We start from the raw sequence: 25,660 nt of genomic DNA, 5'->3' as shown, positions 1-25,660 counted from the left end.
GCGGATAGGAAAGATAAACAGATTTTACCTTTCTTCCCGCTCTACTTAATCACAATGTCATATTTGGCCAGCAGCCCCAGCACGCCGGGCATAGAGAACTTTGCTTTCTTGATGCGATTCAACTCCGGGTCCAGGGCATAGTGCACGGCCGTCCGGAAGTCTGCTTTCTCCAGGTTGGTGCGGTGGAAAACGGTGCGGGTAAGGTCGCAGTCCAGAAAGGCAGCCTCAGTGAGGTCGGCATCCGTAAAGTTGGCTTCCTTGATGCTGCAGGATTCAAAGACGGTCTTTTTCAGGTTCTTCTTGCCAAAATAGGTATAATCCAGGGAGCAGCCTTTGAAGTTGACCGCAAACAGAAAGTCATGGCACAAACTGAAATCCACGCCCACCAGCTTGCAGTTAACAAAGGTGGCACCGTGCAGCTTGCTGTTACTTAGCTGCACCATGCTCAGGTTGCAGTCAGAGAAGCGACAATCGGTGAAGCTGTTGTGGGAGAAGTTGGAGTTGGAGAAATCACAGCGGGTAAAGGTGCAGTCCTCAAACTCGCGGCCGGTCACTACTTTGTCTGCGTAGTTGATCTGGTCAAAGGTCTTGTCCTGGTGAAACGTCTCAGTCATGGGTAGAGGAGGCCGCTGGAAGTGAAAAAGCGTTTTGCAGCCGTTTTGGCAAAAATAGGCTAAAAACAGTTTTTTAGCAGGCTTGCGTTTTCAACTTCTTTCTATCCGTTTACTTCTCCGGTAGATGTCAGCCGTCGCATATAAATGCACTTTGCTTTGCCGCGTTTTATTTCACTATAGGTGTTGTTGCAGGTTGCTGTTTATTTTTTCAACTCAAAATAAACCTTAAAAAATAACTTAAGGTCGAAAAGAGCATAAATGAAAAAAACATTGCACTCCATAGCCTCATTACAATTTTATTCCAAAAATATGTAAGCCCATCTTCGTTATTTTCTTTCCTAAACTTGGCTTTAAACTCAGGTGCTCTAAGCCATCTTTTTATGGCAAGAATTGAAATGGCAGTTCCAATAATCTGTAGAAATTCCAGAATTCCTAAACCAAAAAACACAGATGAATACCCAATGAGAAAAACAATAAATCCCAAGTAAAATAATGCTAAATGCTTTTTTCCATTAAGAGTTTGATTCATATATGTAATTTAATTAAAAGTCGCTACAACAGACTAGCTAAACACCCTTACCACTGGATCGTTTTTTCAATAAACTGAATCAGGCTCTGGGCCATGGCCTGCTGCTCTTCAACCCGCGGGTGGCCGGGCGTATTCTTATAAGGCATGAAGTGGGTATATACTTTGGCGTCGTTCAGGCCAGCCACTGCTTTCTGCACGTAGTCCGGCCAGGGCGAGCCCTCGCGGGCAATGTCCATGTTGCCCAGGGCGGCAATGATGTGGGCGTTGGGATATTTGCCCCGTATCCTCTTGACAAAATTCTGGTAGGCAGTGATGATGAACTCCTCAGTGGGCTTGGTATCCCCGAACCGGCGCTTGTATTCCTGGTTATTGGGCAGGTTCACAATCCAGGAATCGTTCTGGAGTAGGTTAATCACTACCACATCGGGGGCAGGGCCTTGCGCAAAGTCCCACTTGCTGGCGGGGTCAGCGGGGTTGAGGCGATCATAGATCTCGGGCATGATCCAGCGTTCCCAGCTCACGGTAATGCCTATGCCGCTTTTGCAGATGCAGGAATAGTCGGCGTTGAAGTGGCGGGCGGCCAGGGCGGCGTAGCTCAGGTAATTGTTGGTATTGGTGCCCTCCCAGGAATCTTTGCCCGAGTAGTCGTGCACGGCGTACCCGGCGGTAATGGAGTTGCCGTAAAACTCAATCTTTCGCTTTTTAGGCAGGTCTGGGGGCAGCACTTTAGACGCCACCTCAAAGCCATAGAAGGTGGTGGTGCCTTTGTCCCATTCGGTACGCTTGAACAGTTCTATGGTGTGCTTACCGGGTTTCAGCCCCGAGGCCAGCGAGTACAATTTTAAGGCAGTATCTGCCTGAATCACCCGCACGCTGTCGCCGTCCAGAATTACGTTATAAAAGCTTTTGCCGGTATTGTCTTTGAGCCTGGCCTGCACCGCAGTGCCTGAGAAATTGAGCTTCACCGAAGTACCAGACCAGTACAGTTCCGCTGCCTGCGGCGATGGTTTGCCCACCCGGCCCATGTAGGCCACGTTGGGGTCCTGCGGCCCCACCACCGTCATCTTGGAAGGCGCGCAGCGGCTGGTCAGCAGCACCAACAGGAAAGCACAGAAATAATAAAAGCTACTAGAACGCATGTGACCCAAAATCTAAAGTAAAACCGGTACAGGTAAAGATGCTGAGAACAGGGCTGCTTTCAAAGCCCATCGCGCACCAAACTGCCGCTGTTTCCCTTAAATTTTGGGTCACTAGGTGTAAAAGGTTGCCTCCTGTTTACCGCTGCGGCTTCACAAAAATCTTAGGCAAGGTATCTGAGGCACTTTCCGCCAGTGGCGCAAACATAGGGTGGGCGCCCAGGTCTGCGGTAGACGGGAAAATTTTAGGCGGGTATTGGACCTGTAAGGTTTCTGAAGGGGCAACGGTAGTGGCGGCCGGGGCCTGCTGCGTCTGGAAGACATTGGAGCGGTACATAAGAAAGAGCCCTATCAGAAACAGGGCCACCAGGCCCCCTAACACGGGGCCAGAAGAGGAGATGGATTTTCTCTGCCGACGTGGTGGGAAGCCGGCTACGCTGTGGTGAGAGTGACGTTCCATAATCAGAGAAGGTTAGTTTCTCTCAAGATGCGTTTTGGGGCCGTTTTCCATAAAACAGGCTCAAAACAGAAGCTAGCTTATAAGTCACTTGGGGCATCTATAATTAGGGGGTTACTTCTTCGGCCGCGGCCGAAGGCTACATCAGGAAATACCCGTCTGGCTTTAAGGGCTCCGGCACGTCTTTCTCGCCTAGCATCTGTTTCAGGTTAATTTCAATGGTGCGGGCAATGGCGGTCACGGCCGTGTCGGTGGGGCGGTTGCGGAACGGGTCTTGTATCTCTTTGGCGGTTTTCTCAATCAGGAAGAACGTGGAGGCCACGGCCGTGAGCACCGGTATCTCATAGATGCCAATGGACTCCACCAGCGTGAACGACAGAATCACCAGGAACAGGTAGATAAAGAAATGAATGAACATGCTGTACGTGGCCGGAAACACCGTGGTATTAATGCGCTCGGCCTTGCCCATAGAGTCACAGAGCCGGCCCACGGTAGCAGCCAGCTGGGTCTGCTGCATCTGCCGGAGCACCTTCTCCTGGTAAAGCTGGTTGAGGTCCTGCATATGCAGCACCTGCAGCGCCAGGGGTTTATTGGCTTTGTCTGCAAGGTACTCCATTTCCTGCGGCAGCAAGAACTGGGGCAGGTTCTCCAGGGGGTCTTGCTTACGAAGGCTCTGGCCCAGGCTGTAACACCAGGCTATCTGCCGGTAAGCCAGGTTTTTGACCATTCGCTGCACATGCGGCACCTGCGCGTGGGCCGGCGAGACAAAGGCTTTCAATTCCAGCAAAAGCGTGCGCGAGTCATTGACAATGGCGCCCCAGACAATGCGGGCTTCCCACCAACGCTCATACGACTGGCCTAAGTTAAAGGCCAGCAACAAAGAAATGGCCGTACCCAGCACCGACGGTAACGCCGAAGGAATGGCCGGCAGATCATCTGTCCAAATCAGTTTCACTATGTGGAAGGTGACTGAAAAAAGCCAGACCCTGAGCACATCTACCTTGATCTTATTGAAAATGTACCGGAATGGAATGTTGTCAGCGAGAAGCATACGTTGTAATAACCGTGAAAGCCAGGCCGCACCCATCCTAAAGCCGACCTGGCTTTCACTCATACGAAGGCTTACCGGAGAGGATGGTTTTGAGCCTCTTTTCTGGAAAACTAGCTTAAAACGGCAATGGTACCCTTATTTAAGGATGGCTTATTTCACGTCTTTCCACCAGGGCTGCTGCGGAATCGGTCCTCCTACCTGCCACCGCTGACCAATAATCGGCGTAGCCATGGAGATGTTATGCTGCTGCACCGCCGCCGACAGACGGGTGATGGGTTCTTTCCATTGGTGCAGGGCCAGCGAAAAAGCTCCCCAGTGAGTGGGCATGAGCACGCGGCCCTTCAGGTCCAGGTGGGCTTGGGCGGTCTGCTCGGGCATCATGTGAATGTATTTCCAGGCCTCATTGTACTGCCCGCACTCCAGCATGGTCAAATCAAAGGGGCCGTACTTATCCCCTATCTCCTTGAAATGGGTATCATAGCCAGAATCGCCGCCAAAATAGACCGACTTATCTGCGCTTTTAAGTACCCAGGAGGACCACAGGGTCTGGTCGCGGTCACTCAGGCCGCGGCCCGAGAAGTGACGGGCGGGGGCAGCGGTAAAGGAGATGCCTTCAAAGGAAGTGTCCTCCCACCAGTCCAGTTCCGTGATCTTATTGGCCTCTACACCCCAATGCACCAGATGCGCGGCCACGCCCAGGGGCACAATGAAATGCCGGGCTTTGTCTTTGAGTTTTAAGATAGAGCCGCGGTCTAGGTGGTCATAATGGTCATGCGAGAGCAATACAATATCCAGCGGCGGCAGGTCTTCTATATTGATGGGCAGTTCCTCATTAAAGCGCTTGGACCCGATAAAGGAAACCGGTGAGGCCCGTTGCCCCAACATAGGGTCGGCGAAAATGCGCTTTCCGCCCATCTCCAGCAGCACCGCCGAATGCCCGAACCAGGTAATGGCCACCCCGGTATCTGCCACGGCCGCAAAGTCTTCTTTTTTGAGAGAGACCATGGGCAGTTTCCCTTCCGGCGTACCGCCTTCTACCCCGCCAATGAACTTAGAGAAGATCTTGACCTTGTCCAGGAACGGTGACTCATCCATCATGGGCGTGGGCGAGGCATTCTGGAACTTACCGTCACGGTACTGCGGAGATTTCTTGATGCGCTCCAGGCTGGTGCCCTCAGCGGAGGCCCCAAACTGCGGGGCTTGGTTCACAAAGATGGCACCCCCAATCACGGCGGCTATAATAAAGGATAAAACAGTCAGCATAAACTTCTTCATGGTAAGGCACTAGGTAACACCAAAACCCCTGTACTGGCAAAATGTTCTACTTGCAGGCTTGCGCCCAGGCATTTACAGACCAACACGCCAAGGGTGTTTTGGGGCTGTTTCTCAAAAATCAGGCCCTAAACGGAATGGTCCTTAATGGCAGGAAAGCACCGGGGTTTGAGCGGGTAGAAGGGTCAAGTTGGCAGAAGGTGCTCTTCCACTCATGTGCCTTCTGAAATGCCCCTATATTTTTTGTCATCTTGGAAGGATCTTGGCAGCGAACAGTAATGGCATTAAATACCCGCTATTGCTTTTCTCCCACAAGGTTTTTTCAGGATGACAAGAGAGAGAGAAAGCAAAGAAGTGATCCATATGCGAGGACACCAGCGGACGCTTGCGCCCTACTCAGACTCAATTTATTCCTTCTTACTCCGCCTCTTCAGGCAACAGAAACAAGTCCAGGGCAATTTCATCGGCTAACAGTTTTCCGGCCTCAGTTAAGAGCAACACCCCTTCTTTTTCCTGCAGCAAGCCTTGGGCCTGAATTTTCTGCAGGTACGCTGCGTGAAGCGCAATCAGGTCTAGGCCCCATTTTTCCAAAATATAGCGGGTGTCGCAGCCCCAGCTGGTGCGCAGCGTGGTCATGACGTACTCGTTTACCCGGTCTTCTACGGAGAGTTCTTCTACCGTGGCTGGCAATTTCCCTTCGGCCAGGGCCTGCACGTATTTGGGGTTATGCGCGATGTTGAACTGGCGGCTCACGCCGTTGAAGGAGTGGGCGCTGGGCCCGATGCCCAGGTACGGTACCTGTTTCCAGTAGCTGCTGTTGTGCTTGCTCTCAAAGCCGGGCTGGCAGAAGTTGGAGATCTCATAGTGCTGGAACCCATGGGCGGCGGCCTGGCTCATGAGCAGCTCAAACTGCTGGGCCACGCGTTCTTCCTGGGCGGGGGTGAATTGGCCTTTCTTGAGGCGGTGCCCGAACACGGTGTTGGGTTCAATGGTGAGCGCGTAGCAGGAAAGGTGCTGCACGTTCAGGGCGAAGGCCTGGGCCAGGTCCTGTTCCCACAATTCGGGGTCTTCGGCGGGCACGCCGTAAATCAGATCAAGGGAGATGTTGTCAAACCCCAGTTCTTGCGCCAGCCGTATGCAGGCCGTGGCCTCCTGGGCGTCATGCGGCCGGTTCATGAGCCGCAGGTGCGGGTTGTGGAACGACTGCACCCCAATGCTCAGGCGGTTGATGCGAGTCTGCCGCAGGGCATATAGTTTCTCGGGCGTGAGGTCATCTGGGTTGGCTTCCAGGGAGATCTCGGCCGTGGGGCTTACCGTATGTTGCGCGTAAATAGCCTCCAGCAGGCCGTTCAGCTCGTCTACAGACAAAATAGAGGGCGTACCGCCGCCAAAGTAAATGGTGTTGATGGTTTCGCCGTTGAGGTAGGGCTGCTGGAGGACCAGTTCCTGGTGCATGGCCTGCAGTACCTGCTCTTTGAGGCCCATAGACGTACTGAAATGGAAATCGCAGTAGTGGCAGGCTTGTTTGCAGAACGGGATATGAAGATAGATTCCGGCCAAAATAGAATGGGCTATGGAAAGCGTTATAAGTGTAAATAAATGGGCGGTGCGTGAAATTCAGCGGCAAGCCGTACCTTAGAAACAATGAAGTGGAGGTCTAGTTCCCGTTTGTACCCAAAGATGTGCTGGCAAAGATACGCAATTCTGGGCTGGCTCCTGGGTTTGCTGCTAAGTGGCAACTGGGCGCAGGCGCAGGACAAGCGCGTGGTGCAGATTGTTTCCCCAGACCCGGAGGCTATAAAACTCTTCCAGCGCCTCCAGCCTAAACTCACCGCGCGAGACTCGTTGGGCCTGCGTCAGGAACTGCAGAACTGGCGCGCCCGGGTGCAGGAAGAAGGCTACCTGACCGCCTCTATTGACAGCCTGCGGCAGCGTAGAGACTCGCTCTGGGTATACGTGTACGCCGGCCGGCCTTACCGGTGGGCCTCGCTAAGAAACGGCAACGTGGGCGAGGGGCTGCTGGAGAAAGTAGGCTTTCGGGAGAAATTGTATACCAACACGCCCTTCCGCCCGGCGGAATTTGCCCAATTGCAGCAGGCGCTGCTACGTGAGGCCGAGAATAATGGGTTTCCGTATGCCGCCGTGCGAATTGACTCGCTGCAGCTGTATGATGATTCCATCAGGGGCGTCCTGCGGGTGGTGCGCGGGCCCTTGATTCAGATTGACTCTATCCAGATTGTAGGCAGCAGCCGTTTGCAGCGGCAAGCCTTTTATAGATATACCCAACTGGCTCCGGGGCAGCCATACTCCCAGCAGAAGGTGGAGCAGGCCATGCGCGCGCTTAAGCAGTTGCCCTTCGTGAAGATTGCGGGGGAGCCCCAGGTGCTGTTTGCCAAGAACCAGGCCCGGCTGTATTTCTTCCTGGACGAGAAAAAAGCCAACCAGTTTGACGGCATCATCGGGTTTCTGCCAGACCCCTCGTCTTCCAGCGCTAAATTATTGATTACCGGCGAGGTGAACCTGCAGGTGCGCAATCTGCGGGGCAGCGGCAAGCAGATTGGCCTGCACTGGCGCAAGGTAGAACGCAACTCGCAGCTCCTGGATGTGGAATACCGGCACCCGCACTTCTTCAATACGCCCTTTGAGATAGCCGCGCTGTTTCATTTGTATAAGCAAGACACCTCGTTCCTGAACCTCAGGCCGCGCCTGGAGATTGCCTACCCGCTTTCCACCACCAGCCGCGTCACGTTCTTTGCCGAGGTGGTCAGTTCGCAGCTGCTCTCGCCGGAGGCCCTGCGGCAGCGCCGGTCAGACTCCTCGGCTATTGACGCCAACTTCACCTCTTACGGCCTGGCCTATGCATGGAATAACCTGGACGACCTGTATTTCCCGCGCCGGGGTGGGCAGGCGTTCTTTCAGGGGGCGGTGGGCAACAAAAGGGTGCAACGCAACGCCCGGGTAGAGCCCAGCTATTATGACACCCTGCAACTCAAAACCACGCAGCTCTCTTTGGCCACCCGGCTGGAGCGCTTCTGGCCGGTCACCAAAAACGGGGTGCTGCTCACCAGGCTGCGGGCCGAAGGGCTGGTGAACCAACGCCTTTACCTGAATGAACTGTACCGGCTGGGTGGCCTGGCCTCTTTGCGCGGCTTTGACGATTATGCTTTTTATGCCTCATCTTACGGCATCAGTACGCTGGAGTACCGCCAGTACACGGGTCAAGATTCGTACGTTTTCCTGCTATATGACCAGGGTTATCTGCGCCGCGACCTAAAAAATGAAAAAAATTTCCAGTGGGCCAGCGGGGTGGGCGGCGGCATCAGCTTTTCCACGGGAGCCGGTGTGTTTCAGTTAGTTTACTCGGTGGGCCGTACTTCTCAGGAGGGGTTTAGCCTGCAAAGAGGCAAGATTCACTTCGGGATTACGGGCCGTTTTTAGCCCGTTTTCGTAAAAACTTGCACAAACCGTTTGGAGGATATAGAAAAAGCCCCTACATTTGTATTACAAACAGTGCGGGATGGAGCAGTTGGTAGCTCGTTGGGCTCATAACCCAAAGGTCACAGGTTCGAGTCCTGTTCCCGCTACCTAAAAAGACCGATCAACTTTCAAGTTGGTCGGTCTTTTGTTTTTATCCCCCCAAGAGGCTTACAGTTTTACAATTAAGCTAAAAACAGCTTTCACTTTTTCGGTTTAATAACCATAGCTTCCTGTGTCATCAGCTACCCCACAGGAGAAACACTGGTTTTTGCAGCTTTTGCTTAGTGTGCTAACCCCCCAAACCCCTCCCTTTTCTGGACAGATTCCCAGAGAGAAGCAGTGTACTTTTAAAGTTTGATAATTTTTTGGTGCGCCTCCCAAGGTCACAATTTCAGCCTTCTCAGCTATTAGTTCTGGGAGGATTTATCAAACTGTCCCAGCTTTTCTTAAAGCCGCATTTGAGTGCCTGTTGAAGCGGAAAGATGACATTTTTTGTCATTGCCAAGGACCGCAAGTGAATTAACAGGATGTATGTTTTTGACTTGTTTTCCGGAAAATAGGCTGTAAAAGGCTTTTGTCACTTCATTATATAGGGGTCATTCTTTCCTGCATGGCAAACGCAAGCAGAGCATTTTTAACGTGCAAGGTAGAAATGGTTAGAAGTAACCGTCTACTCTATTATGAGTTTCCCTACGTGCAGGAAAGCACCTCCTGTAACTTTCAGAATATATAGGCCCGGGGGCAGAGTGTGGGCAAGAGATATCGTTTCAATTTTTTTGCTGAATGCCCGCACCTCTGATTGCAAGATCCTCCCGTTAGAATCTAAAACGGTTAAGGTGTAGTTTCCCGGGGGAATTTGGGCAGTATACAGGTCTATTTTCTGGTCCTTTACAGGATTTGGAAAAATTCTTATAGCGCCATTGTTGGGTATTGTGATAGATTTAAGGGGAGAGTAGGTGACTTTTTCATCAAAATCATATGATATAATGCGGTAGTAGGCAACCCCAGGGCTAGCAAACAGGTCTGTGCCCGTGTAGAGATGGCCACCGCTGCCCCCCTTGGCATTCTGCCGACTGATAGTGGTATAGTGGAGCAGGTCTGTGCTACGCTGGATGGCAAATTCCCGAACGTTTACCTCATCGGCTGTCTGCCAGGCAATCTTTACGGCCTGTTGCCGGTAAGCTACGCTAAAACTCAGGAAATGGAGCGGCAAGGGAAAGCTGGCATCAACCAAAGTCCACCAGGAATACGTATCCGCAGAAGGGACACTGTCTAGCAGGACTGCATTTGAGACATAATCTACCTGGCCCTGGGGAACATAGTCGCTCCAAGTCAGCAGTTCCTCATTCCAACGCTGCGCCTGCAGCGAGGGCTCTATAATGGTATTCTGAGGAACCGTGTGCTCCTGGTCCAGGTACCCAAAGGAAATATTGTGGAGGGAAGGGGAACGCAGATAATCTTTGGTGTTAAGTTGCCAGAAACGGTCTATGACAAAGCCTGAGTTATCTTGGCCAGCATAGGTTAAATTAGTTACCCCATCCGGTAGTTGGAGGCTATTCTGCCAACCGGTGCCATAGGTAGACAACACAAAAGTACCTGAGGACACCTGCTCTTTCTTAGTGAATGCCAAAGGCAGATATCCTTCATCGCCCAGCCCCCAGGGCACCAGGTACGTGCCGGTCTCTGTGCCTATCTTCCAATGGATCTCGTTGTTTTCGCCCTCACTGATGATATGCCCGCTGTGGCGAACCAGCGCAGCAGGGGCCCCATTGCCCAAAACCAGCTTGGCCCCGTTGCTAAGGTGGATTTCAGCACCGTTCAGCACCAGTTGGGCTTGGGCCGAAGTTTCCTGGCTCGCGCAGAGAAGCAGGCATAAGCAGGTTATGAAGAAAAGTCTTTTATGAAGCATCGCTTTAAATGGTAGCCCAATCAATCTGAAATCTGAACCTGCATTTCCGCGATCACCAAATTGCTGGTGTTGCCGTTATTGCTCTTGATGAATACCTCCACGTAATCATTAGCGGTAAGGTCTACCTCCGTGAGCAGGCTCATCTGGAAGCTCTGGTTATTGCCGGTTGGCGCAATAGAGCCAAAAGGCATAGGAATGACGACGCCATTTTTGGCGATGGCAATGGAGAACTCACTGCTATTGGCGTTGGAGCGGGCACTTATCACCACATTCACTCGGGCGGTAATATCCGTCTTTCCTATATAAGTGGTTCTATTGTTTGCCGCCACAAACCGTAACGATTTAGTGTTGATGGTGGTACCTGCCACTTTGTAGTAGGTGTTGGCAATGGGTAAAGGCGTGGATATGGAGTTGTCATTCATATACAGCGCGCAGAAGGCCCTGGAGTCTGGCACAAAGGTGTTCTGGCGCATTTCCCACTCAGGGGTGTAGGAATCAAAGCCGCTTAGGAAATTAGCTACCCCCCTGAACATGTTGGTACTCATGCGGCCCCTATCAATAGAGGCTCCGCTGTTTACCTTCACGCCTGTTTGACCGGTGTACATGAAGTAATTGTTGGAGAGGTCAATGTCCTGAACGGTAAGGTTAGACAGAAACTCAAGGCCGCTGCCATTGGTAACGCCGGTAACGTAATTAAGGGAAGCGGCGAACTTTCCCACATTCCCGGTCACCTTCAGGCCGTCGCTAGCCTTCCAATAGTTCTTCACAAACGTAATGGCCCTGAACCCGCTTACCTGGCCTACCCCTGCACTTGGTATTCCCATTTCCACCACAGACGCCCCCGAAAACAGGTTGCAGAACTTGGTGCCTGTGCCATCTGAAAAATCATAGGCTTTGGTAGCGCCGCTTCCGGGTACCACCGCGAAATCCTGAATAAACACATTCACGTCGTTACTGCGCAAAACACCACCCGCCACCGTAGAAAACACCCCGTCCCGGCCAGGGTCTGTGCCTTTTAGGCTGGCTCCGTTCAGGTTCAGGTAGTTAGGCGAGATGTCAATGATACCAGCAAAAACATACATTTTAGTGGCGTCAAGGGTAATGCCACCGGCCCCCGGGGCCGGGAGGTCTGCCAAGGAATAGACACGCACCAGGTTAGACTCCGGGCGGACATAGGATACCGGAACCCAGGCGGTATTCTGGTAGAATTCCAGCGCATTAGAAGTAAGGTTAAAGATCTGCAAGCCCGTGGGCGGGGATTCAATGGCATCACGCTGGGCCGTAGTCATTCGCGGAATGAGCAGACCACTGGTGGTAGAGGCGATGTCCAGCATGGCTTTTGAATTTGGGAGTGCGCCCGTCGCGTTAATTCCAACATTCTGGGCCCAACTGGCCGTGCCACTTGCCCAAAGTATCAAAATCCATGTAAATAGTCTCATAGCACGGAACAGTATTTGGGGTTTTTAGTAAGAGATAACAGCCCTTCCAGCTGCCGTTAAGAAACAGTTTGTTTCTATCCATGCAATACTACGGCCATTTCAGATGTAAAAAAAATGACAATGGTCATATTCAAAGGGTATATAGTTTTTAGTGCAATATTAATGAATATTAAATATAACTTTTACATGAGTGCACTTACACTTAAAGACTTTAGGTCAGTTACAAGTGGAAGCAGGTTTTCTGGACTATTTTCTGCTTTTCCCAGATGCTTGTAAGCAGGTGACCAAAATGCTTTAATCACTTTTAACTTGATTTACCCTAACTATGTGAAATGATAGAATGAGGCCGTTTTAGGACGGTTTTGATTAAGATTGGTGTAAGCTAGATAAAGAACCCGTAGTCCTGTTCCCGCTACCCAGTAGCCCCTTAGGTTTTCCTAAGGGGCTTTTTTGTGTCTAATGGAATTTGATTCCACTATCCTTCTTAGGCGTATCGCTTGGCTTTTCTGCCAGGGTTACTTCCATCAGATTATCCTTCAACTCCCAGTCAACCAGTAAGAAGTTTGGGTCAATGCCGGCCTTGACGGGTTTGGCAGGAACCGTCATTGTAATAGTCTGGCTTGCGGTAGTGATGAGATGCTTCTGCAGGTAGAGTGTTTTGCCCAATGCTTCCCCTTCCTTTGCCTTGGCGTAAATGCCAATCTCTACCCAATCTTTGATGGGCAACTTAGCCTCCACACCTATGCTGTCCACTGCGAACTTGCGCGATTGTACTTTGAGCATCACTTGCCAGGTGCCTGCGTTGGTCTGTTTGGCCGTGGCTTGTTTTGTTTTAAGGTCCCAGAACGTATTCTTCTCAAAAAAGTCATGCAACAGCGGCTGGAGCGAGTCTGGCGTGGCTCCTTTAAGCTCTTGGTAGAGGTCAAGCGAGGTGGGGAACGGTGGCTTGCCTAACGCATGCTTTTTCAACAAACTCTGGAGGGCGGCATTCACGCGGTCTTTGCCCATGTAGCGGCTCAAGGCATACAGCACCATGGGGCCTTTTCGGTAGTTGTGGTACCAGTCGGCGGCCTGGAGCAGAGGAACTGACGCCTTGGTGCGTGGCGTTTCATACTCTTCCCGTAAAAAGCTCAGCAGTTTATGTAGGTGCGCTGGCCCGTAATGTTCCTCCAGAACCCCCATGGCCGAATACCACGCCAGGCTTTCAGAAAGCAATCCTGATCCCTCCACCAAGGCGGGGTCTACTTGATTGCCCCACCATTGGTGCGCTACTTCATGGGCCACCACCGCCGTCACCAAATCAAAACCCCGTTCGTCGTTCTTAGTGTCCAAGATGAAGAATCCCTCTTGGGCGGTAATATTGATGGGGGCCGCGTGGTTCCCGAAATCATACCCAGGATACGACACAAACCGAATCTGCCGGTGCGGGTATGGACCGAACTGCTGGGTGTAATACTCCAGCGAAGCCTGAACGCTCCGTGCCATTCGCTCCAGGTTCTCCGTTTGGCCGGGGTTATAGTAAATTTGAATGAGCACATCCTTCCAACGCTTTTCATGCACCGCGTACCTGGCTGAGAAGAAGTTGTATTCATTCTTGATGGGGGCATCGGTTACATAATGGAAATACTTGCGGTTGCCTTTGGTCCAGGTGCGACGCAAGGCACCAGGCCCTACCACCGTTTGGTCACCCTTGGTGCCCACCACCGCATCCACATGGACGCGCTCATCAAAGGGGGCAGCTAGGCGGGCCTTCACATCATAGAGAGAAGGGGGCACAGACCGAGGAGCAAGTCCATATTCCTTTCTGGAGCTGGCATCATCCAGCTCGCGGTAATCCTGGTAGCCAATGGCCGGCAGCCATTCATAGTTTCTGAAGTTAGAGCTGTTGGCTGTCACCGAAGCATCTGCTCCGCTGTTGGCAAAGCCTTGGGCTTTAGAGTGCACCGCAAAGCTGAGTTGCAATGAGTCCCCGGGCTTGAGCGGAGCGTGCAACCCATAGATGTGGTGTTTTAATTTCTCATCGGCTAACAGCTTGGTGGCGGGCCGGTCAAAGGCAATCTTGGTGGTTTGCACACCTGGGGTAGTGTCCAAGTGGACAGTGTCAATGGTAACGTTTGTATTGTTTACCAGAAAGTAGGTGCCACGTATGCCTACCTCCTGGCGCTCGGGATAAATCTCCACGTGTAGCTTGGTTCTGGTCAAGAGCGGTTGGGGCCTATCTTTATACTGCCGGTAGCGCTTTTCATATTCCACCCGTTCGGCTATGCCCTCAGCGGAAGCGGTGTAGTCATTTAGCACGTTGGTGTTATAGAAAATAAAGCTACCTAGCGTAAGAACAAGACCAACAGAAACAACGGTTACCAAGGCGGTGGAACGGGTAAAGCGGCGGCGGGCCAGCTGGAATCGCGCTCGTATGCTTCCTTCGCGGCTCCGGACCCAGAGCAGTTTCGCGGCCACGGCCACCAGGAGCGCCCAGGCCACCCAATACAACTTGAACCACAGCCACGGCGCCAGAGAAGTGCCATAGCCCACCATGTCGGTGTACGACCATTTCGGGCTGGCGCCATAGACGAGGAGCTTGTGCTCAATTCCCAGGTTAGGAGCAAAAAGAAGAAACCCATACACCAGCAGGGCAACCAAATGCGCCACGAATTTCTGATTGACCAGCACGTGCACAAAGAGCGCCAGCAAGGCAAACAGGAGACAGTCCACTAACTGTAACCCGAAAAAACCTTGCAGGTACAGCCCTATCTCAGGACTGCCACCCCGGCTCAGCTGCGCCAGGATTGCGGCCGTCATCAGGAAGACCAGCCACCCCACCAACACCAGGCCAAGCGCTAAGAACTTGCTCAAAAAAAGCACCCATTCCGGCACCGGGGTGGCGTGAGTAATCTCGCTCAGGCCTGTTTCCCGTTCCCGCCATACCAGCTCCCCTGCGTAGTAAATAGTCAGCAGGGCAATGACAAGGTAGAAAAAATCAATCTCTGTGATAGAGGCCGTCAGGAGGTTTAGGATATGGTCGGTTTTGGGTAGCAGGGGAACGCCCTTGGTCTTCAGGTTTCCATCCAAAGCCAAGGAGGCAAACAGAGCCAGGGCCGCTAAAAGTGGAAGCCCCGTAAAACTTTTGCCTATCTGCAAAAAGCCTTTCCAGGTGAGAAGGCGCAACTGGCGCAAATGCGTGGCCAAACTAAACATCCCTCTGTTTTGCGGCAAGGCTTTCCTGCCTCCATAGCTCCATTTCAGGCCTGCCACCGATGTTTCTGGATGGATGGCTTGCTTCCGTTTTTGGCCTGTTTCCAGTAAAACAAGCCGAAAACGGAAATAGGTTAGCGTGAGCATGCCCACTGCGATGGCTACCCAAAGGAGGCGGTTCAGAAGCAGAGTGCCTTCCAGCGCGAGCAGACGTGTGTTCTTTTCCAGCGGACTCCATTCATTGGACAGCTGGCTCTGGATGGGAGTGAAACCAACGGGGTCTATTAAATTCCCCCATTCGCCCTTGTCTTGCAATACCTGCCCCAAAATGAACGCCGCCACAAATAGGATGGCCCCGCCCAGGTAACTGGCCATGGGCCGCCGGGTGAGCGCTGCAAATGAGAACTGGATAGCAGTCACAATCAACGCGTTGGGCAGAATGAGATAGAAAAAGGTAGTCAGGTAAGCAGATAGCCTAAACGGGCCCATAATCTCAGGTTCTACCCCTGTACCATAGAGGCTAATCAGGATGCCCAGCGGAATGCCGAACAGAACGATGGAATTGAGACTCAAAGCGGCCAGGAGCCGGCCTCCCAGAAAGTCGAACTTACTGGCGGGGGCGGTGTAGGTGAGCGAGTACATGCGGGTCTCTACATCGCGGGCCGCGGCATCACCCGCTACTGATGCCCCAATCAATAGCCACGCCACACAGCCCAACACTGTCACCGCCCCAATCACGATGGGCGCATTAGCCAGAAAATAACCGTCCCGCGCGTCATGGATGTAATTGCCTGTCATCCAGAGAAAGGAAAGAACCAACTGCACCAGAAAATACAGCCAGGTAGTGATGCTACGCAACCCGTAGGTGAACTCCATTTGAAAAATCTTCCGGAACTTCATAGCTGTACCTCCTCCTTCATTTTTTGCGGTTGCCCATAATTGCCCGTCATGGTGGAGAAGTACACGTCTTCCAGGTCCGGCTCTACCAGTTCAAAACCGTTGCCTGGGTTTTCCTCGCTGTAGAGGTGGACCATTGTACGCCCGCTCAGGAGTTTGGCCGAAATGACCTGGTGTTCCTGCTCCAGGGCCGGCAGGGTATTTTTATCTGTTAGTTGGCGCCAGATTCTGTCTTTCAGAGCCGTTACCGCTTCTTGGGTGTTTGCCTGTAGCAGAATCTTCCCTTTGTTAATGATGGCCATGTTAGTGCAGAGTTCTGATACATCTTCCACGATGTGGGTAGACAGGAGCACCACGCTGTTCTCGCCTACTTCGCTTAACAGGTTAAGGAAACGCACGCGCTCCGCCGGGTCTAGGCCGGCCGTGGGTTCATCTACAATCAGCAGTTTTGGGTTGCCTAGGAGCGCCACCGCCACCCCAAACCGTTGCTTCATTCCGCCTGAGAATCCTCCAAGCTTTTGTTTGCGCTTGTCCCAGAGGTTGGTTTGTTTGAGCAGGCCTTCGATAACTTCCTTGCGCGAGGCGCGCTGGGTGATGCCTTTGAGCACGGCAAAGTAATCCAGCATCTCTTCGGCGCTCACCTTGGGGTACACCCCGAACTCCTGAGGTAAATACCCGAGCGTCTGGCGCACTTCCTCCTTTTGGTTCAGCACATCTATGTCGCCTAAGTGGATGCTGCCTTCATCGGGTTCTTGCAATGTGGCCAGCGTGCGCATGAGGGTTGATTTTCCGGCGCCGTTGGGGCCCAGCAGGCCGTACATACCTGGCGGAATGTCCAGGTTGATATTGCTCAAGGCCTGCACGCCGTTGGCGTAGGTTTTGGAGACATTTTGGATGGACAGGGTGATTGGGTGACGTTCCATATTCTTAATGATTGCTCAGTTGAAAATTTACCAGAGGCAGGGCTATTAATCCTTTCCGTTTTTGACCTGTTTTCTGGAAAACAGGCCAGAAACGGAATTTTCAAAGCCTTCAGAAACGGGATGTCTAAACCTACCCGCTCCTCTTCCATATAAAGGAACTATGACCAGGACAAAATGTAAAAAGCGATATGCTACCGCTGTAAAGTAATCGACGAACGGCGGCTTTGCTTCCGCGAGCGCGCTTGCAGGCTCTAGTTGGCCTTTCGTAGATTGGGAGGGGAGGCTGGTCGAGAAGGGGATTAGCGAGTGGCAAGAATCGATACCTTTGTTCTATGCATCGAGTTAAAAAGCTATTCACGCTCATCCACATCGGGGTCTGGACTCTGTTCGGTCTGCTGGTGGCCTTACAGCTCAGTCAGGAGAATGAGCACTGGCGCACCATGACGTTGGGGTTTCTCTTAACCTGCCTGTATGTTTTTTACAGCCATTTTTTTCTCCTGACGCGCTACTTGGGCAAGAACCAGAAAAAAGCATATTTCGGGAAGCTGGCAGTCATTATGCTCACAGGGCCATTTCCTTTTTTGATTTTTCATTACCGAAAACTGGATACCTGGGACCCTTTTATTGAGCATTATCTCATGACGCTAGTCACCAGTGTGCCCATGTTTGTCTTCCTCAGTTGGCTGGCTAGGGTTACCGAGAATCTGGTCATTAACACCATCAAGAAGGAGCAGTTGGAGAAACAGGCCGTAGAGGCAGAGTTGTATTACCTGAAGTCACAGATTAACCCGCACTTTCTGTTCAATACGCTCAACAACATCCACACGCTGGTGTACAAACAAGCTCCAGCAGCCCCCGAAGCCGTTATGCGTTTAGCCTCTCTGATGCGCTACATGATCTATGAGTCCAATGCCCCCACGGTGCCCTTGTCCAGAGAACTTGACTACCTGAATGATTATGTAGGCTTGCAACAGCTTCGGTATAAAAACGCCCCCGTGGTGGATATGCAGGTAGAGGGCGAGATAGCAGCTTGTCACATTGCGCCGCTGTTGTTCATCCATCTCCTGGAGAATGCCTACAAGCACAGCCCCGCCAGGTTGGAGCCCGGAGACATAAAAATCAAGGTGGAGATACAGGAAGATACCCTTACCTTCAAGGTGCAGAACCCCATTGGGAATAACCGGGCTACTGGCTTGGAGGAACCCGGCGGGATAGGGCTTCCAAATGTCCAGAAAAGACTAGCGTTGATGTACCCGGGAAAGCATGTCTTGGAGATGGGCGCTTCGGACAATACATTTAACGTTTTACTAAAAATCGAAGGCATCCACTCACAGGCGCATGAAAGAGAAGCTGACGTGTTATATCATTGATGACGAGCCTCTGGCCCAGGAGATTCTGGAGGAGTACATCGCCAAGGTTTCTTTTCTGGAGCTGAAAGGGATTTTCATGAGCCCTTTAGAGGCAGTGGGCCCGCTTGAAAAAGACAAACCTGATCTGCTTTTCCTAGACATCAACATGCCGGACCTGGACGGGCTCAGCTTCATCCCCATGCTGAACCCCAAGCCCATAATCATCCTCACCACTGCCTATGACCAGCATGCCCTTAAAGCTTTTGAGCTGGAAGTGAAGGATTACCTTTTGAAACCATTTTCCTTTGAACGGTTCTACAAAGGTGTTTTGCGGCTGTACCAGGAACAAAGCCCCAGACATTCATCAGAAGCAAAGGAGACCACTGCCGACTCTAAAAATGAGCAGGAGTATATCTTCCTGAAGGTGGGCCACCGCATCCAGAAAGTAGCCATGAGGGATATCCTTTTTGTGGAGGGGATGAAAGACTATCTGCGCATTCACACCGCCCAGGAAAAGATCATGACGCTCATCAGCTTCGCGAAGCTGGAAGAACTCTTGCCTGCCCGGGATTTTGCCCGAGTGCACCGGTCCTTCATGGTCGCTATTGACAAGATAGACCACATTGAGAAAAACAGGATACAGATAGGCGCACAACTTATTCCCATCAGTGACACGTATGCAGAGGCTTTTTATAAGAAGTTAAAAGGCTTGGGGTAAAAAGTGGTCAGGTGCTTGTAATAGAAAATCATGGATACAAGGCAAGGTCACTAATTCACGGTAGGCAATGTCTCCTATTTCAGACTTTGAATGTGAACGTGAACGTGTCTTTCCCTGCTTTAACTGTTATCACCCTGCCGGCATTTCCTTCCTAAACCAGCTTTATGGCAAGGCTAGCACGAATGGGCTTAGGAACGATGAAGGCTATTTTATATCCTAGCAGATAATGCAGGAATTGCAGAGAGAATGGCAATGGTTATTATATCAGGGAGAAGAAAGCCAGACAATGGAGGCAGTCTACCTCAGATTAAGGAAAGGCTTTGCAAGGATACCTACAAGGCCTTCTTGTTTTAGCCGCTTTGAGTAAGATGGCGATAAAAAGAAATTCTCTCTAAACCCCTCCAATGGTATCTTTAAGAAGCCCCGGCTGCTTTTAGCCCGTTTTCAGAAAAATAGCCTGTAAACGCCTTTTTCTCTAGAATTACCCTCCTGAGATATCCGCCAAAATACATTTTCCATAAAAACCCTTTCTACCAAGACTTATGAGCCGGTCACTGCCGCCACACCAACACTGGCATAACCATTTGTTAATTAGTCGCGAGCAACACTCCGAAGGTCATTAAATATGGGTTTAGAGACATTCTAACACTATTTTTCAGCTTTTCAAGTTACTATCTAATAGAAAGCGCCTAGATTCAAATATATAATTTTAACAATTTCGTATTTACCTATTCAAATATTTTATTTCATTTAGCGCCAATATTAATTGCTCTTTTAATTGCATAAGAACAAGATTAATTTGTACATTTATCTTTACGGCAAGACTCCCCCCCGCCTGGCCCATTAGTTTATTTTTAAAACACTAAAAATAATCCTATGGCAAAACTCTACCATATCCTTATCTTCCTGTGCACCCTCCAGTTATTGCTAAACATACCAGTTTATGCCCAGGATTGTCAGGTAGCTGTGACGGCCGGTGGCCCTACTACGCTGTGCCCAGAACAGCCCATTACCCTGACGGCTACTACCACCAATGCCGGGGCCACGTACCAATGGCAGAAAGACGGAGCCGCTATTGCCGGTCAGACCTCCAAGACGTTAACAGTCACTTCGCCCGGAGAGTACACGGTAACGGTAAAGGGTACTGCTTGCCAGGAGAAAACCTCCCCAAAGTTAACCATTACCGCCGGCACCACTCCCATAGCCGACTTCTCTTTTGCCAGTAATGACTGCTCAGGCAACAGTCTCAAGTTTACGGGGGCTCCTTCGGGCCCGGGCCTTACCTATGAGTGGACGTTTGGAGACCCTGCCTCTGGCAGCAGTAATATCAATACGGGCCAGCAACCTACCCATACCTTTAGCGGAAACGGGGTGGCTAAGTACCAGGTCACCCTAAAAGTAACCAATGAAGGAGGCTGCACAGGACAAATCACCAAGGAGGTTTCGCTCAACCAACAATTGGATGCCTCTTTGGCAGACCTGGTGGCAGAGCAGAATTTCTCGGTTCCTTTCACTAACTGCTCGCCGGTGGCGGCCAATTACGTGCTCAAGGTCTCCAATAAATCTTCCACCAAAAGCATAAACCAGTCTTACACCATTAAATGGGGCGACGGCAAAACAGAAACGTTCCCTGCCTCTTTTCAGGAAGCCCAACATACCTACACCACCCAAGGCGCCTTTGATTTACTGGTGACCGTTACCGGGCCTAACGGCTGCACCGCCACCAAGAAGATACAGGTCTTCAACGGCAGCAACCCCAGTATCTCAGTGGGGAACCCTGGCAATACCGTGGGCTGCGCACCTATTGCCTACACCTTCCCTATTACCGGCGTCGCCAACAACAGCCCTTCTACTACCTACACCTTCCAGTTTGATGATGGGTCAGCTCCCTATAAATTCACGCAGGCCGATGTGCCCGCCGCCATTACCCACACGTTTGTAAAGACCTCTTGCAACAACACCACCAGTAACGGCACCCCCAGCAATTCCTTTTCTTTGACGGCCAGCGCCAGCAATCCCTGTGGCACCACCAATGTAACGGTAAGCTCCATCAGGATTGCCGCTACCCCTAAGGCCTTGTTTGAAATTGAGCCCCAGACCCCCATTGGCTGCCTGGACACAGACTACACCTTGAACAACCTCTCCATCACGGGGGCCAATATGTTCAACAACAGCACCTGCAACAGTGACGCCGTTTACCAATGGGACATCACTCCTGCCACCGGCTGGACCCTTACCAGCGGCTCGCTCACCTCTATGAGCCCGGTTATTAAATTCAGTGAGAAGGGTGCGTACAGCATTACTTTAAAAGTGATCAACAGCTGCAACACGGCGGTGATTACCAAAAACTTTTCCATCATTGACAAACCGGTGGCCAAGTTCACCACCAACCTGAACCCCACTTCCTTATGCAAGAACCTGGAGGTAACCACCACCAACCAATCCATAGGTGACCCACTTACCTATGTCTGGGTGGTCAGTCCAGACACGGGCTATACCGTTATCTCCGGCTCCCTTACCAGCAAAGACCCTGTCTTCCGCTTTTCCCTCAGCGGACTCTATACGCTCACCCTCAAAGCCACCAACCAGTGCGCCACCAGCACCAGCAGCACCAAAATAACCGTTAAAGCGCCGCCCACCGTCACGTTGCCCGGCCCCAAAACCTATTGCGGCCCCCAACAGCTGGCCTTCACGGATAACAATGCCGCGCACGGGCCCACCTATGCCCCAAATATGGGAACCATCACGGCATATAAGTGGGTCGTTACCGGAGGGGCCACCTTTGCCGGCTCCTCTACAGAAGCGTCACAATACCCGGTCATCTCTTTCCCGGTGGCCGGTTCTTATACCGTCACCCTAACCGCCACCAATGAATGCGGCGTCTCAGAGGTGGCCTCGCAGGTGGTGACCATCACCGCGCCGGTTAACAACAATACCATCAGTTCCCCCCAGACTATTTGCGGCGGAATGGCCCCTTCCAAATTGATAGGCTCTACCCCGGAGAGCAACAGCCCGGGTGCCGTCTTCGCATACACCTGGGAGCAAAGCACTACCTCTGCCACCGCCCCTGATTTCACGCTTATAACCGGGGCCCAGGACAAAGACTATGCCCCCGGCAACCTCACCAAAACCACCTGGTTCAGGAGGCTGGTTTCCATGGGCGGCTGCATCAACACCTCAGAGGCCATCATGATAAAGGTAGACCCAATGCCTGACGCGCTCTCCTCCGCCAACCAGATTATCTGTGAGGGCAGCAGCGCGGTCTTAACTATCAACGCCGCCGGCAACTGCCAATGGTTTGACCAACCCACCGGCGGAAATGTGTTAGGCACCTCCAATTCTTTCACCACTCCGGTCTTAACCGCCTCCACCACGTTTTATGTGCAGGTACTCAACAACAACGGCTGCCCCAGCCCGCGCACGGCCATAGAGGTAACGGTGCATAAAGCCATTGCCAGCAATGTTGTCTCCGGAGACCAGGCCCTGTGCGGCGGCGCTACCCCCACCACCCTTACCGGTTCTGTACCCACCGGCGGAGATGGCCGGTACACGTACCTCTGGGAAAGCAGCACCACAGGGCCTAAACAAGGTTTCACCCCGGCCCAGGGAGACAACACCCGTGGCGACTATTCCCCCACAGGCATCACGGCTACCACCTGGTTCAGGCGAAGGGTAACGGCCGGCCCGTGCGAGGCCAACGTGAGCGAAGCGGTGAAGATCTCGGTCACGCCGGCCTTGGCTAACAACCAGATTTCAATTGCGCAATCTATCTGCGCAGAGAACCTGCCCGCCCCGCTTACCGGCTCCCAACCCCAGGGCGGGGACGGCACCTTTGAGTATGTCTGGGAAAGCAGTACCCTGGGACCTACCACCGGTTTTGCTCCGGCCGCCGGCAACGCCCAAGGCAAAAACTACCAGGCGCCCAGCCTCAGCCAGACTACCTGGTTCAGGAGAAGGGTGCTCTCGGCGGGCTGTTCCCATACCTCGCCCACGGTACAGATCACGGTAGTGCCGGCCATTGCCAACAATACCATCACGGCCAGCCAAACCCTATGCCGGGGTGACGCGGCCCAGCCCCTCACCGGCTCCATACCCACTGGCGGTGATGGCGCCTATACCTTCCTGTGGGAAAGCAGCACAGACGGCATCAGTTACCAGCCGGCCCCGGGCGCCAACAAGGCAAGAGACTATACCCCTACGCAGGTGACCAAAGACACCTGGTTCAGACGCGCAGTGAGCTCCGGGCCCTGCGCGGCCATGAACAGCAAACCGGTGCAGATCACGGTCATCACGCCTATCACCAATAACCTTATCCAGAAGAACCAGGAAGTCTGCACCGGGGTGCCCGTGGCTACCTTGCAAGGATCTGTGCCTTCGGGCGGAGGCCCAAATATGATTTACCGTTGGGAAGTGAGCACTAGTGGACCTGCCGGTCCGTTTTCTCCGGCTACGGGCAACAACGCTGGTTTAAGCTATGAGCCGGGCGGACTCCAAAAAACTTCCTGGTTCAGGAGAGCCGCCATTGCGCCGCCTTGCCTGGTGCAGCCCAGCAATGTGGTCCAGATTACCGTCTTCCCTTTGCCTGCACCGCCAACCCTGGCTTCTGGTTCTCTCAGGATCTGTCCCGGTGAAAAAACCATCCTGACCGTGAGTAACCCTAGTGCGGCTGTGGAGTGGTATGACCAACCAACGGGCGGAAGGTTGCTCACCACGGGTATTTCTTATGTGACGCCCGCGCTCACGCAAACCACCACCTACTATGCGCAATCTTTCTCTACTGAAGGATGCCCTAGCCTTCAACGGACCGCCATAAAGGTAGAGGTGGTGCCCCCGCTGGCCAATGCGGGCCCAGACGTCACTATCATTCAAGGCCGATCTGTCAAACTGGAGGCGACTGGCGGCGTGAAATACTCATGGGTTCCTTCTACCGGTCTGTCCTCGGCCACGACAGCGGCGCCTACCGCCACTCCGCAGGAGACCATTACCTATACCGTCACGGTGACTTCGCCGGAAGGCTGCTATTCACAGGATGAGGTGACGGTGACCGTTCTTCCGCAGGTGTTCATTCCTAACGTGCTCACCCTCAACAAAGACGGCATTAATGATCATTGGGAAATTCTGAACATAGAGAAATACCCCAACTGTAAAGTGGAGGTGTTTAACAGGTGGGGCGCCAAGGTCTTCTCCTCGCAAGGGTACAGTACCAAGTGGGATGGTACCTACCAGGGGAAAACGCTGCCGGTAGCTGCCTACTTCTATGTCATCTATCTGGGCAATAATGAAGAACCCATCTCGGGTAGCATCACCATTATCAATTAAGGCCATGAGCGGAAGATATTTTTCTAGCATTGCCCTGCTCTTTTTCTGGGGGATTTCCCTGCAGGCCAGCGGCCAGCAGAAGCCGCAGTTCAGTCAGTACATGACCAACAGCCTGGTCATTAACCCGGCGGTGGCGGGCATAGAGAATTACATGGACATCAGGTCTTCTTACCGCAAGCAATGGGTGGGGGTGGAAGGGTCGCCCTCCACGTTTTACACCAGCGTGCACGCCTCCATTGGCAAAATAGACCGTAATGCCCAGGGCCGCGGCAAGATTAGCCAACGGACCTCCAAAAAGGGGGTCAACGTCAATAAAAACAACAAATTCCACCGGGTAAAACCCCACCACGGAGTAGGCGCCATGGTGCAGCTTGACCAGGCCGGGCTGTTGAGGACCAGTACGGTTAACCTTATGTACGCCTTTCACCTGCCGCTCACCAGCACGTTAAACCTTTCCTCTGGTATATCTGGGGGCGTTCTCAGGAACAGCTTCAACACGGGCCAGGCCCGGGTCATTGACCCCTCAGACGCCTCCCTGTCTGGGGAGACCATCAACATGACCAAGGCAGATGTCAACATTGGCACCTGGCTTTACACGGCCAATGCCTTCCTGGGCATTTCGGCAACGCAGCTCCTCAACAGCAGCAGTGATTTCAAAGCCCCGGTAGACCATGTCTTGTCAGGGAGGCTAGTGCCCCATTATTTTGTGACCGGCGGGTACCGTTTCAAGGTCAATGACCTCACCTTTGTCCCATCTGTGCTCTACAAGAAATCCAATCCGGGAACCGGTTCTATTGACCTGAACTTAAAGACCATGTACAATGACCGCATCTGGCTGGGGGTCTCATACCGTGATAAAGACGCCATGGTGTTTCTGTTGGGGGTAAACGTGAGCCATATCCTGGACTTCGGGTATTCCTATGACGTGCCCACCTCCAGCCAATTTGAGACCAGTGCCGGCTCCCATGAACTGATGCTAGGCATTAAGGTGAACAATAAAAACAAAGTGTATTGCCCGGAGTGGGTGTGGTAATTCCTGTCTCTGGCTAGCAAGAAACCCTGGTTTTACGGGAAAGTCGTTTTGGGCCTGTTTTCAGAAAAACAGGCCCAAAACGACTTTCCGCTTTTTGTAGCTTTCCATGACTGCGCCAACCGGATACCGAATTAAAGGGGCAGTGTAAGCTTGTCACCACTCCTGTTAAAGGCAAAGCGCCGGCAACCCTCCTTCCCTTCAAAAGCAATGCCCTTGGCCGGGGCCTGTCCGGCGGGCATTTACGTTTATAAGCCGTTTTGGCCAAAACAGGGCCAAAGGAACTTTCCTTCTGGCCATAGTCCATAACCAGAGCTACCTTCTCCTTTCCTGTGCAAAACCGCCCAT

The 25,660-nt window shown here is 52.4% G+C and carries 16 protein-coding genes and 1 tRNA gene; 6 read left to right on the top strand and 11 right to left on the bottom strand.

Annotation, left to right across the window (positions count from 1 at the left end; genetic code table 11):
- Nucleotides 1-41 precede the first annotated feature (41 nt).
- From TH63_RS18565 to hemW, 7 genes are all read right to left on the bottom strand, one after another.
- Nucleotides 42-614, bottom strand: coding sequence for a pentapeptide repeat-containing protein (locus TH63_RS18565; RefSeq protein ID WP_048922272.1), 573 nt, complete (start codon nucleotides 612-614; stop codon nucleotides 42-44).
- A 208-nt stretch (nucleotides 615-822) separates the two neighbouring features.
- Nucleotides 823-1,143, bottom strand: a complete 321-nt coding sequence (locus tag TH63_RS18560; RefSeq protein WP_048922271.1) for a hypothetical protein — start codon at nucleotides 1,141-1,143, stop codon at nucleotides 823-825.
- 47 nt (nucleotides 1,144-1,190) lie between these two features.
- Nucleotides 1,191-2,282 (bottom strand): SGNH/GDSL hydrolase family protein, encoded by a 1,092-nt coding sequence (locus tag TH63_RS18555; RefSeq protein WP_048922270.1) that lies wholly within the window; start codon nucleotides 2,280-2,282, stop codon nucleotides 1,191-1,193.
- Between the two features lie 136 nt (nucleotides 2,283-2,418).
- Entirely contained in the window at nucleotides 2,419-2,739 is a 321-nt protein-coding gene (locus tag TH63_RS18550) for a hypothetical protein (RefSeq protein WP_048922269.1), read from the bottom strand.
- Between the two features lie 136 nt (nucleotides 2,740-2,875).
- A complete protein-coding gene (locus TH63_RS18545) occupies nucleotides 2,876-3,787 on the bottom strand; it encodes a bestrophin family protein (RefSeq protein ID WP_048922268.1) in 912 nt (303 codons plus the stop codon).
- 150 nt (nucleotides 3,788-3,937) lie between these two features.
- The gene (locus TH63_RS18540; RefSeq protein WP_231583507.1) at nucleotides 3,938-5,050 is read right to left on the bottom strand and encodes an MBL fold metallo-hydrolase; all 1,113 of its coding nucleotides are present in this window, start codon (nucleotides 5,048-5,050) and stop codon (nucleotides 3,938-3,940) included.
- Between the two features lie 426 nt (nucleotides 5,051-5,476).
- Nucleotides 5,477-6,619, bottom strand: a complete 1,143-nt coding sequence (gene hemW / locus TH63_RS18530; RefSeq protein ID WP_048922265.1) for a radical SAM family heme chaperone HemW — start codon at nucleotides 6,617-6,619, stop codon at nucleotides 5,477-5,479.
- Between the two features lie 120 nt (nucleotides 6,620-6,739).
- Between hemW and TH63_RS18525 the strand changes: the two genes are divergently transcribed.
- A complete protein-coding gene (locus tag TH63_RS18525) occupies nucleotides 6,740-8,497 on the top strand; it encodes a BamA/OMP85 family outer membrane protein (RefSeq protein ID WP_048922264.1) in 1,758 nt (585 codons plus the stop codon).
- A gap of 73 nt (nucleotides 8,498-8,570) precedes the next feature.
- Nucleotides 8,571-8,643: transfer RNA gene (locus TH63_RS18520), tRNA-Met, on the top strand.
- A 563-nt stretch (nucleotides 8,644-9,206) separates the two neighbouring features.
- On the opposite strand, the gene TH63_RS18515 is transcribed toward TH63_RS18520, so the two are convergent.
- From TH63_RS18515 to TH63_RS18500, 4 genes are all read right to left on the bottom strand, one after another.
- Nucleotides 9,207-10,445, bottom strand: a complete 1,239-nt coding sequence (locus TH63_RS18515; protein ID WP_048922263.1) for a T9SS type A sorting domain-containing protein — start codon at nucleotides 10,443-10,445, stop codon at nucleotides 9,207-9,209.
- Between the two features lie 20 nt (nucleotides 10,446-10,465).
- Nucleotides 10,466-11,779: a hypothetical protein gene (locus TH63_RS18510; RefSeq protein ID WP_048922262.1), complete on the bottom strand. Its 1,314-nt coding sequence runs from the start codon at nucleotides 11,777-11,779 to the stop codon at nucleotides 10,466-10,468.
- Between the two features lie 561 nt (nucleotides 11,780-12,340).
- Nucleotides 12,341-15,976 (bottom strand): ABC transporter permease/M1 family aminopeptidase, encoded by a 3,636-nt coding sequence (locus tag TH63_RS18505; protein ID WP_048922261.1) that lies wholly within the window; start codon nucleotides 15,974-15,976, stop codon nucleotides 12,341-12,343.
- Complete coding sequence (locus TH63_RS18500; protein ID WP_082161791.1) at nucleotides 15,973-16,896, bottom strand: ABC transporter ATP-binding protein; 924 nt, start codon at nucleotides 16,894-16,896, stop codon at nucleotides 15,973-15,975. The genes TH63_RS18505 and TH63_RS18500 overlap by 4 nt, the downstream gene beginning before the upstream one ends.
- Before the next feature lie 332 nt (nucleotides 16,897-17,228).
- Here TH63_RS18500 and TH63_RS18495 point away from each other — a divergent pair, with 332 nt between their 5' ends.
- The 4 genes from TH63_RS18495 to TH63_RS18480 all read left to right on the top strand — a co-directional run bounded on the left by TH63_RS18495 (nucleotide 17,229) and on the right by TH63_RS18480 (nucleotide 25,315).
- Nucleotides 17,229-18,266, top strand: a complete 1,038-nt coding sequence (locus tag TH63_RS18495) for a sensor histidine kinase (protein ID WP_048922260.1) — start codon at nucleotides 17,229-17,231, stop codon at nucleotides 18,264-18,266.
- Nucleotides 18,235-18,963, top strand: coding sequence for a LytR/AlgR family response regulator transcription factor (locus TH63_RS18490; RefSeq protein WP_048922259.1), 729 nt, complete (start codon nucleotides 18,235-18,237; stop codon nucleotides 18,961-18,963). Before TH63_RS18495 ends, TH63_RS18490 begins: the two co-directional genes overlap by 32 nt.
- 876 nt (nucleotides 18,964-19,839) lie before the next feature.
- Complete coding sequence (locus TH63_RS18485) at nucleotides 19,840-24,282, top strand: T9SS C-terminal target domain-containing protein (protein ID WP_048922258.1); 4,443 nt, start codon at nucleotides 19,840-19,842, stop codon at nucleotides 24,280-24,282.
- A 4-nt stretch (nucleotides 24,283-24,286) separates the two neighbouring features.
- On the top strand, nucleotides 24,287-25,315 hold the full coding sequence (locus TH63_RS18480; RefSeq protein WP_048922257.1) for a PorP/SprF family type IX secretion system membrane protein: 1,029 nt from the start codon (nucleotides 24,287-24,289) through the stop codon (nucleotides 25,313-25,315).
- The last annotated feature ends 345 nt before the right edge of the window (nucleotides 25,316-25,660 follow it).

It is taken from the genome of Rufibacter radiotolerans (assembly GCF_001078055.1).
In the GTDB taxonomy this organism is placed as follows: domain Bacteria; phylum Bacteroidota; class Bacteroidia; order Cytophagales; family Hymenobacteraceae; genus Nibribacter; species Nibribacter radiotolerans.
This window is presented reverse-complemented; position numbering and strand designations above follow the sequence as displayed.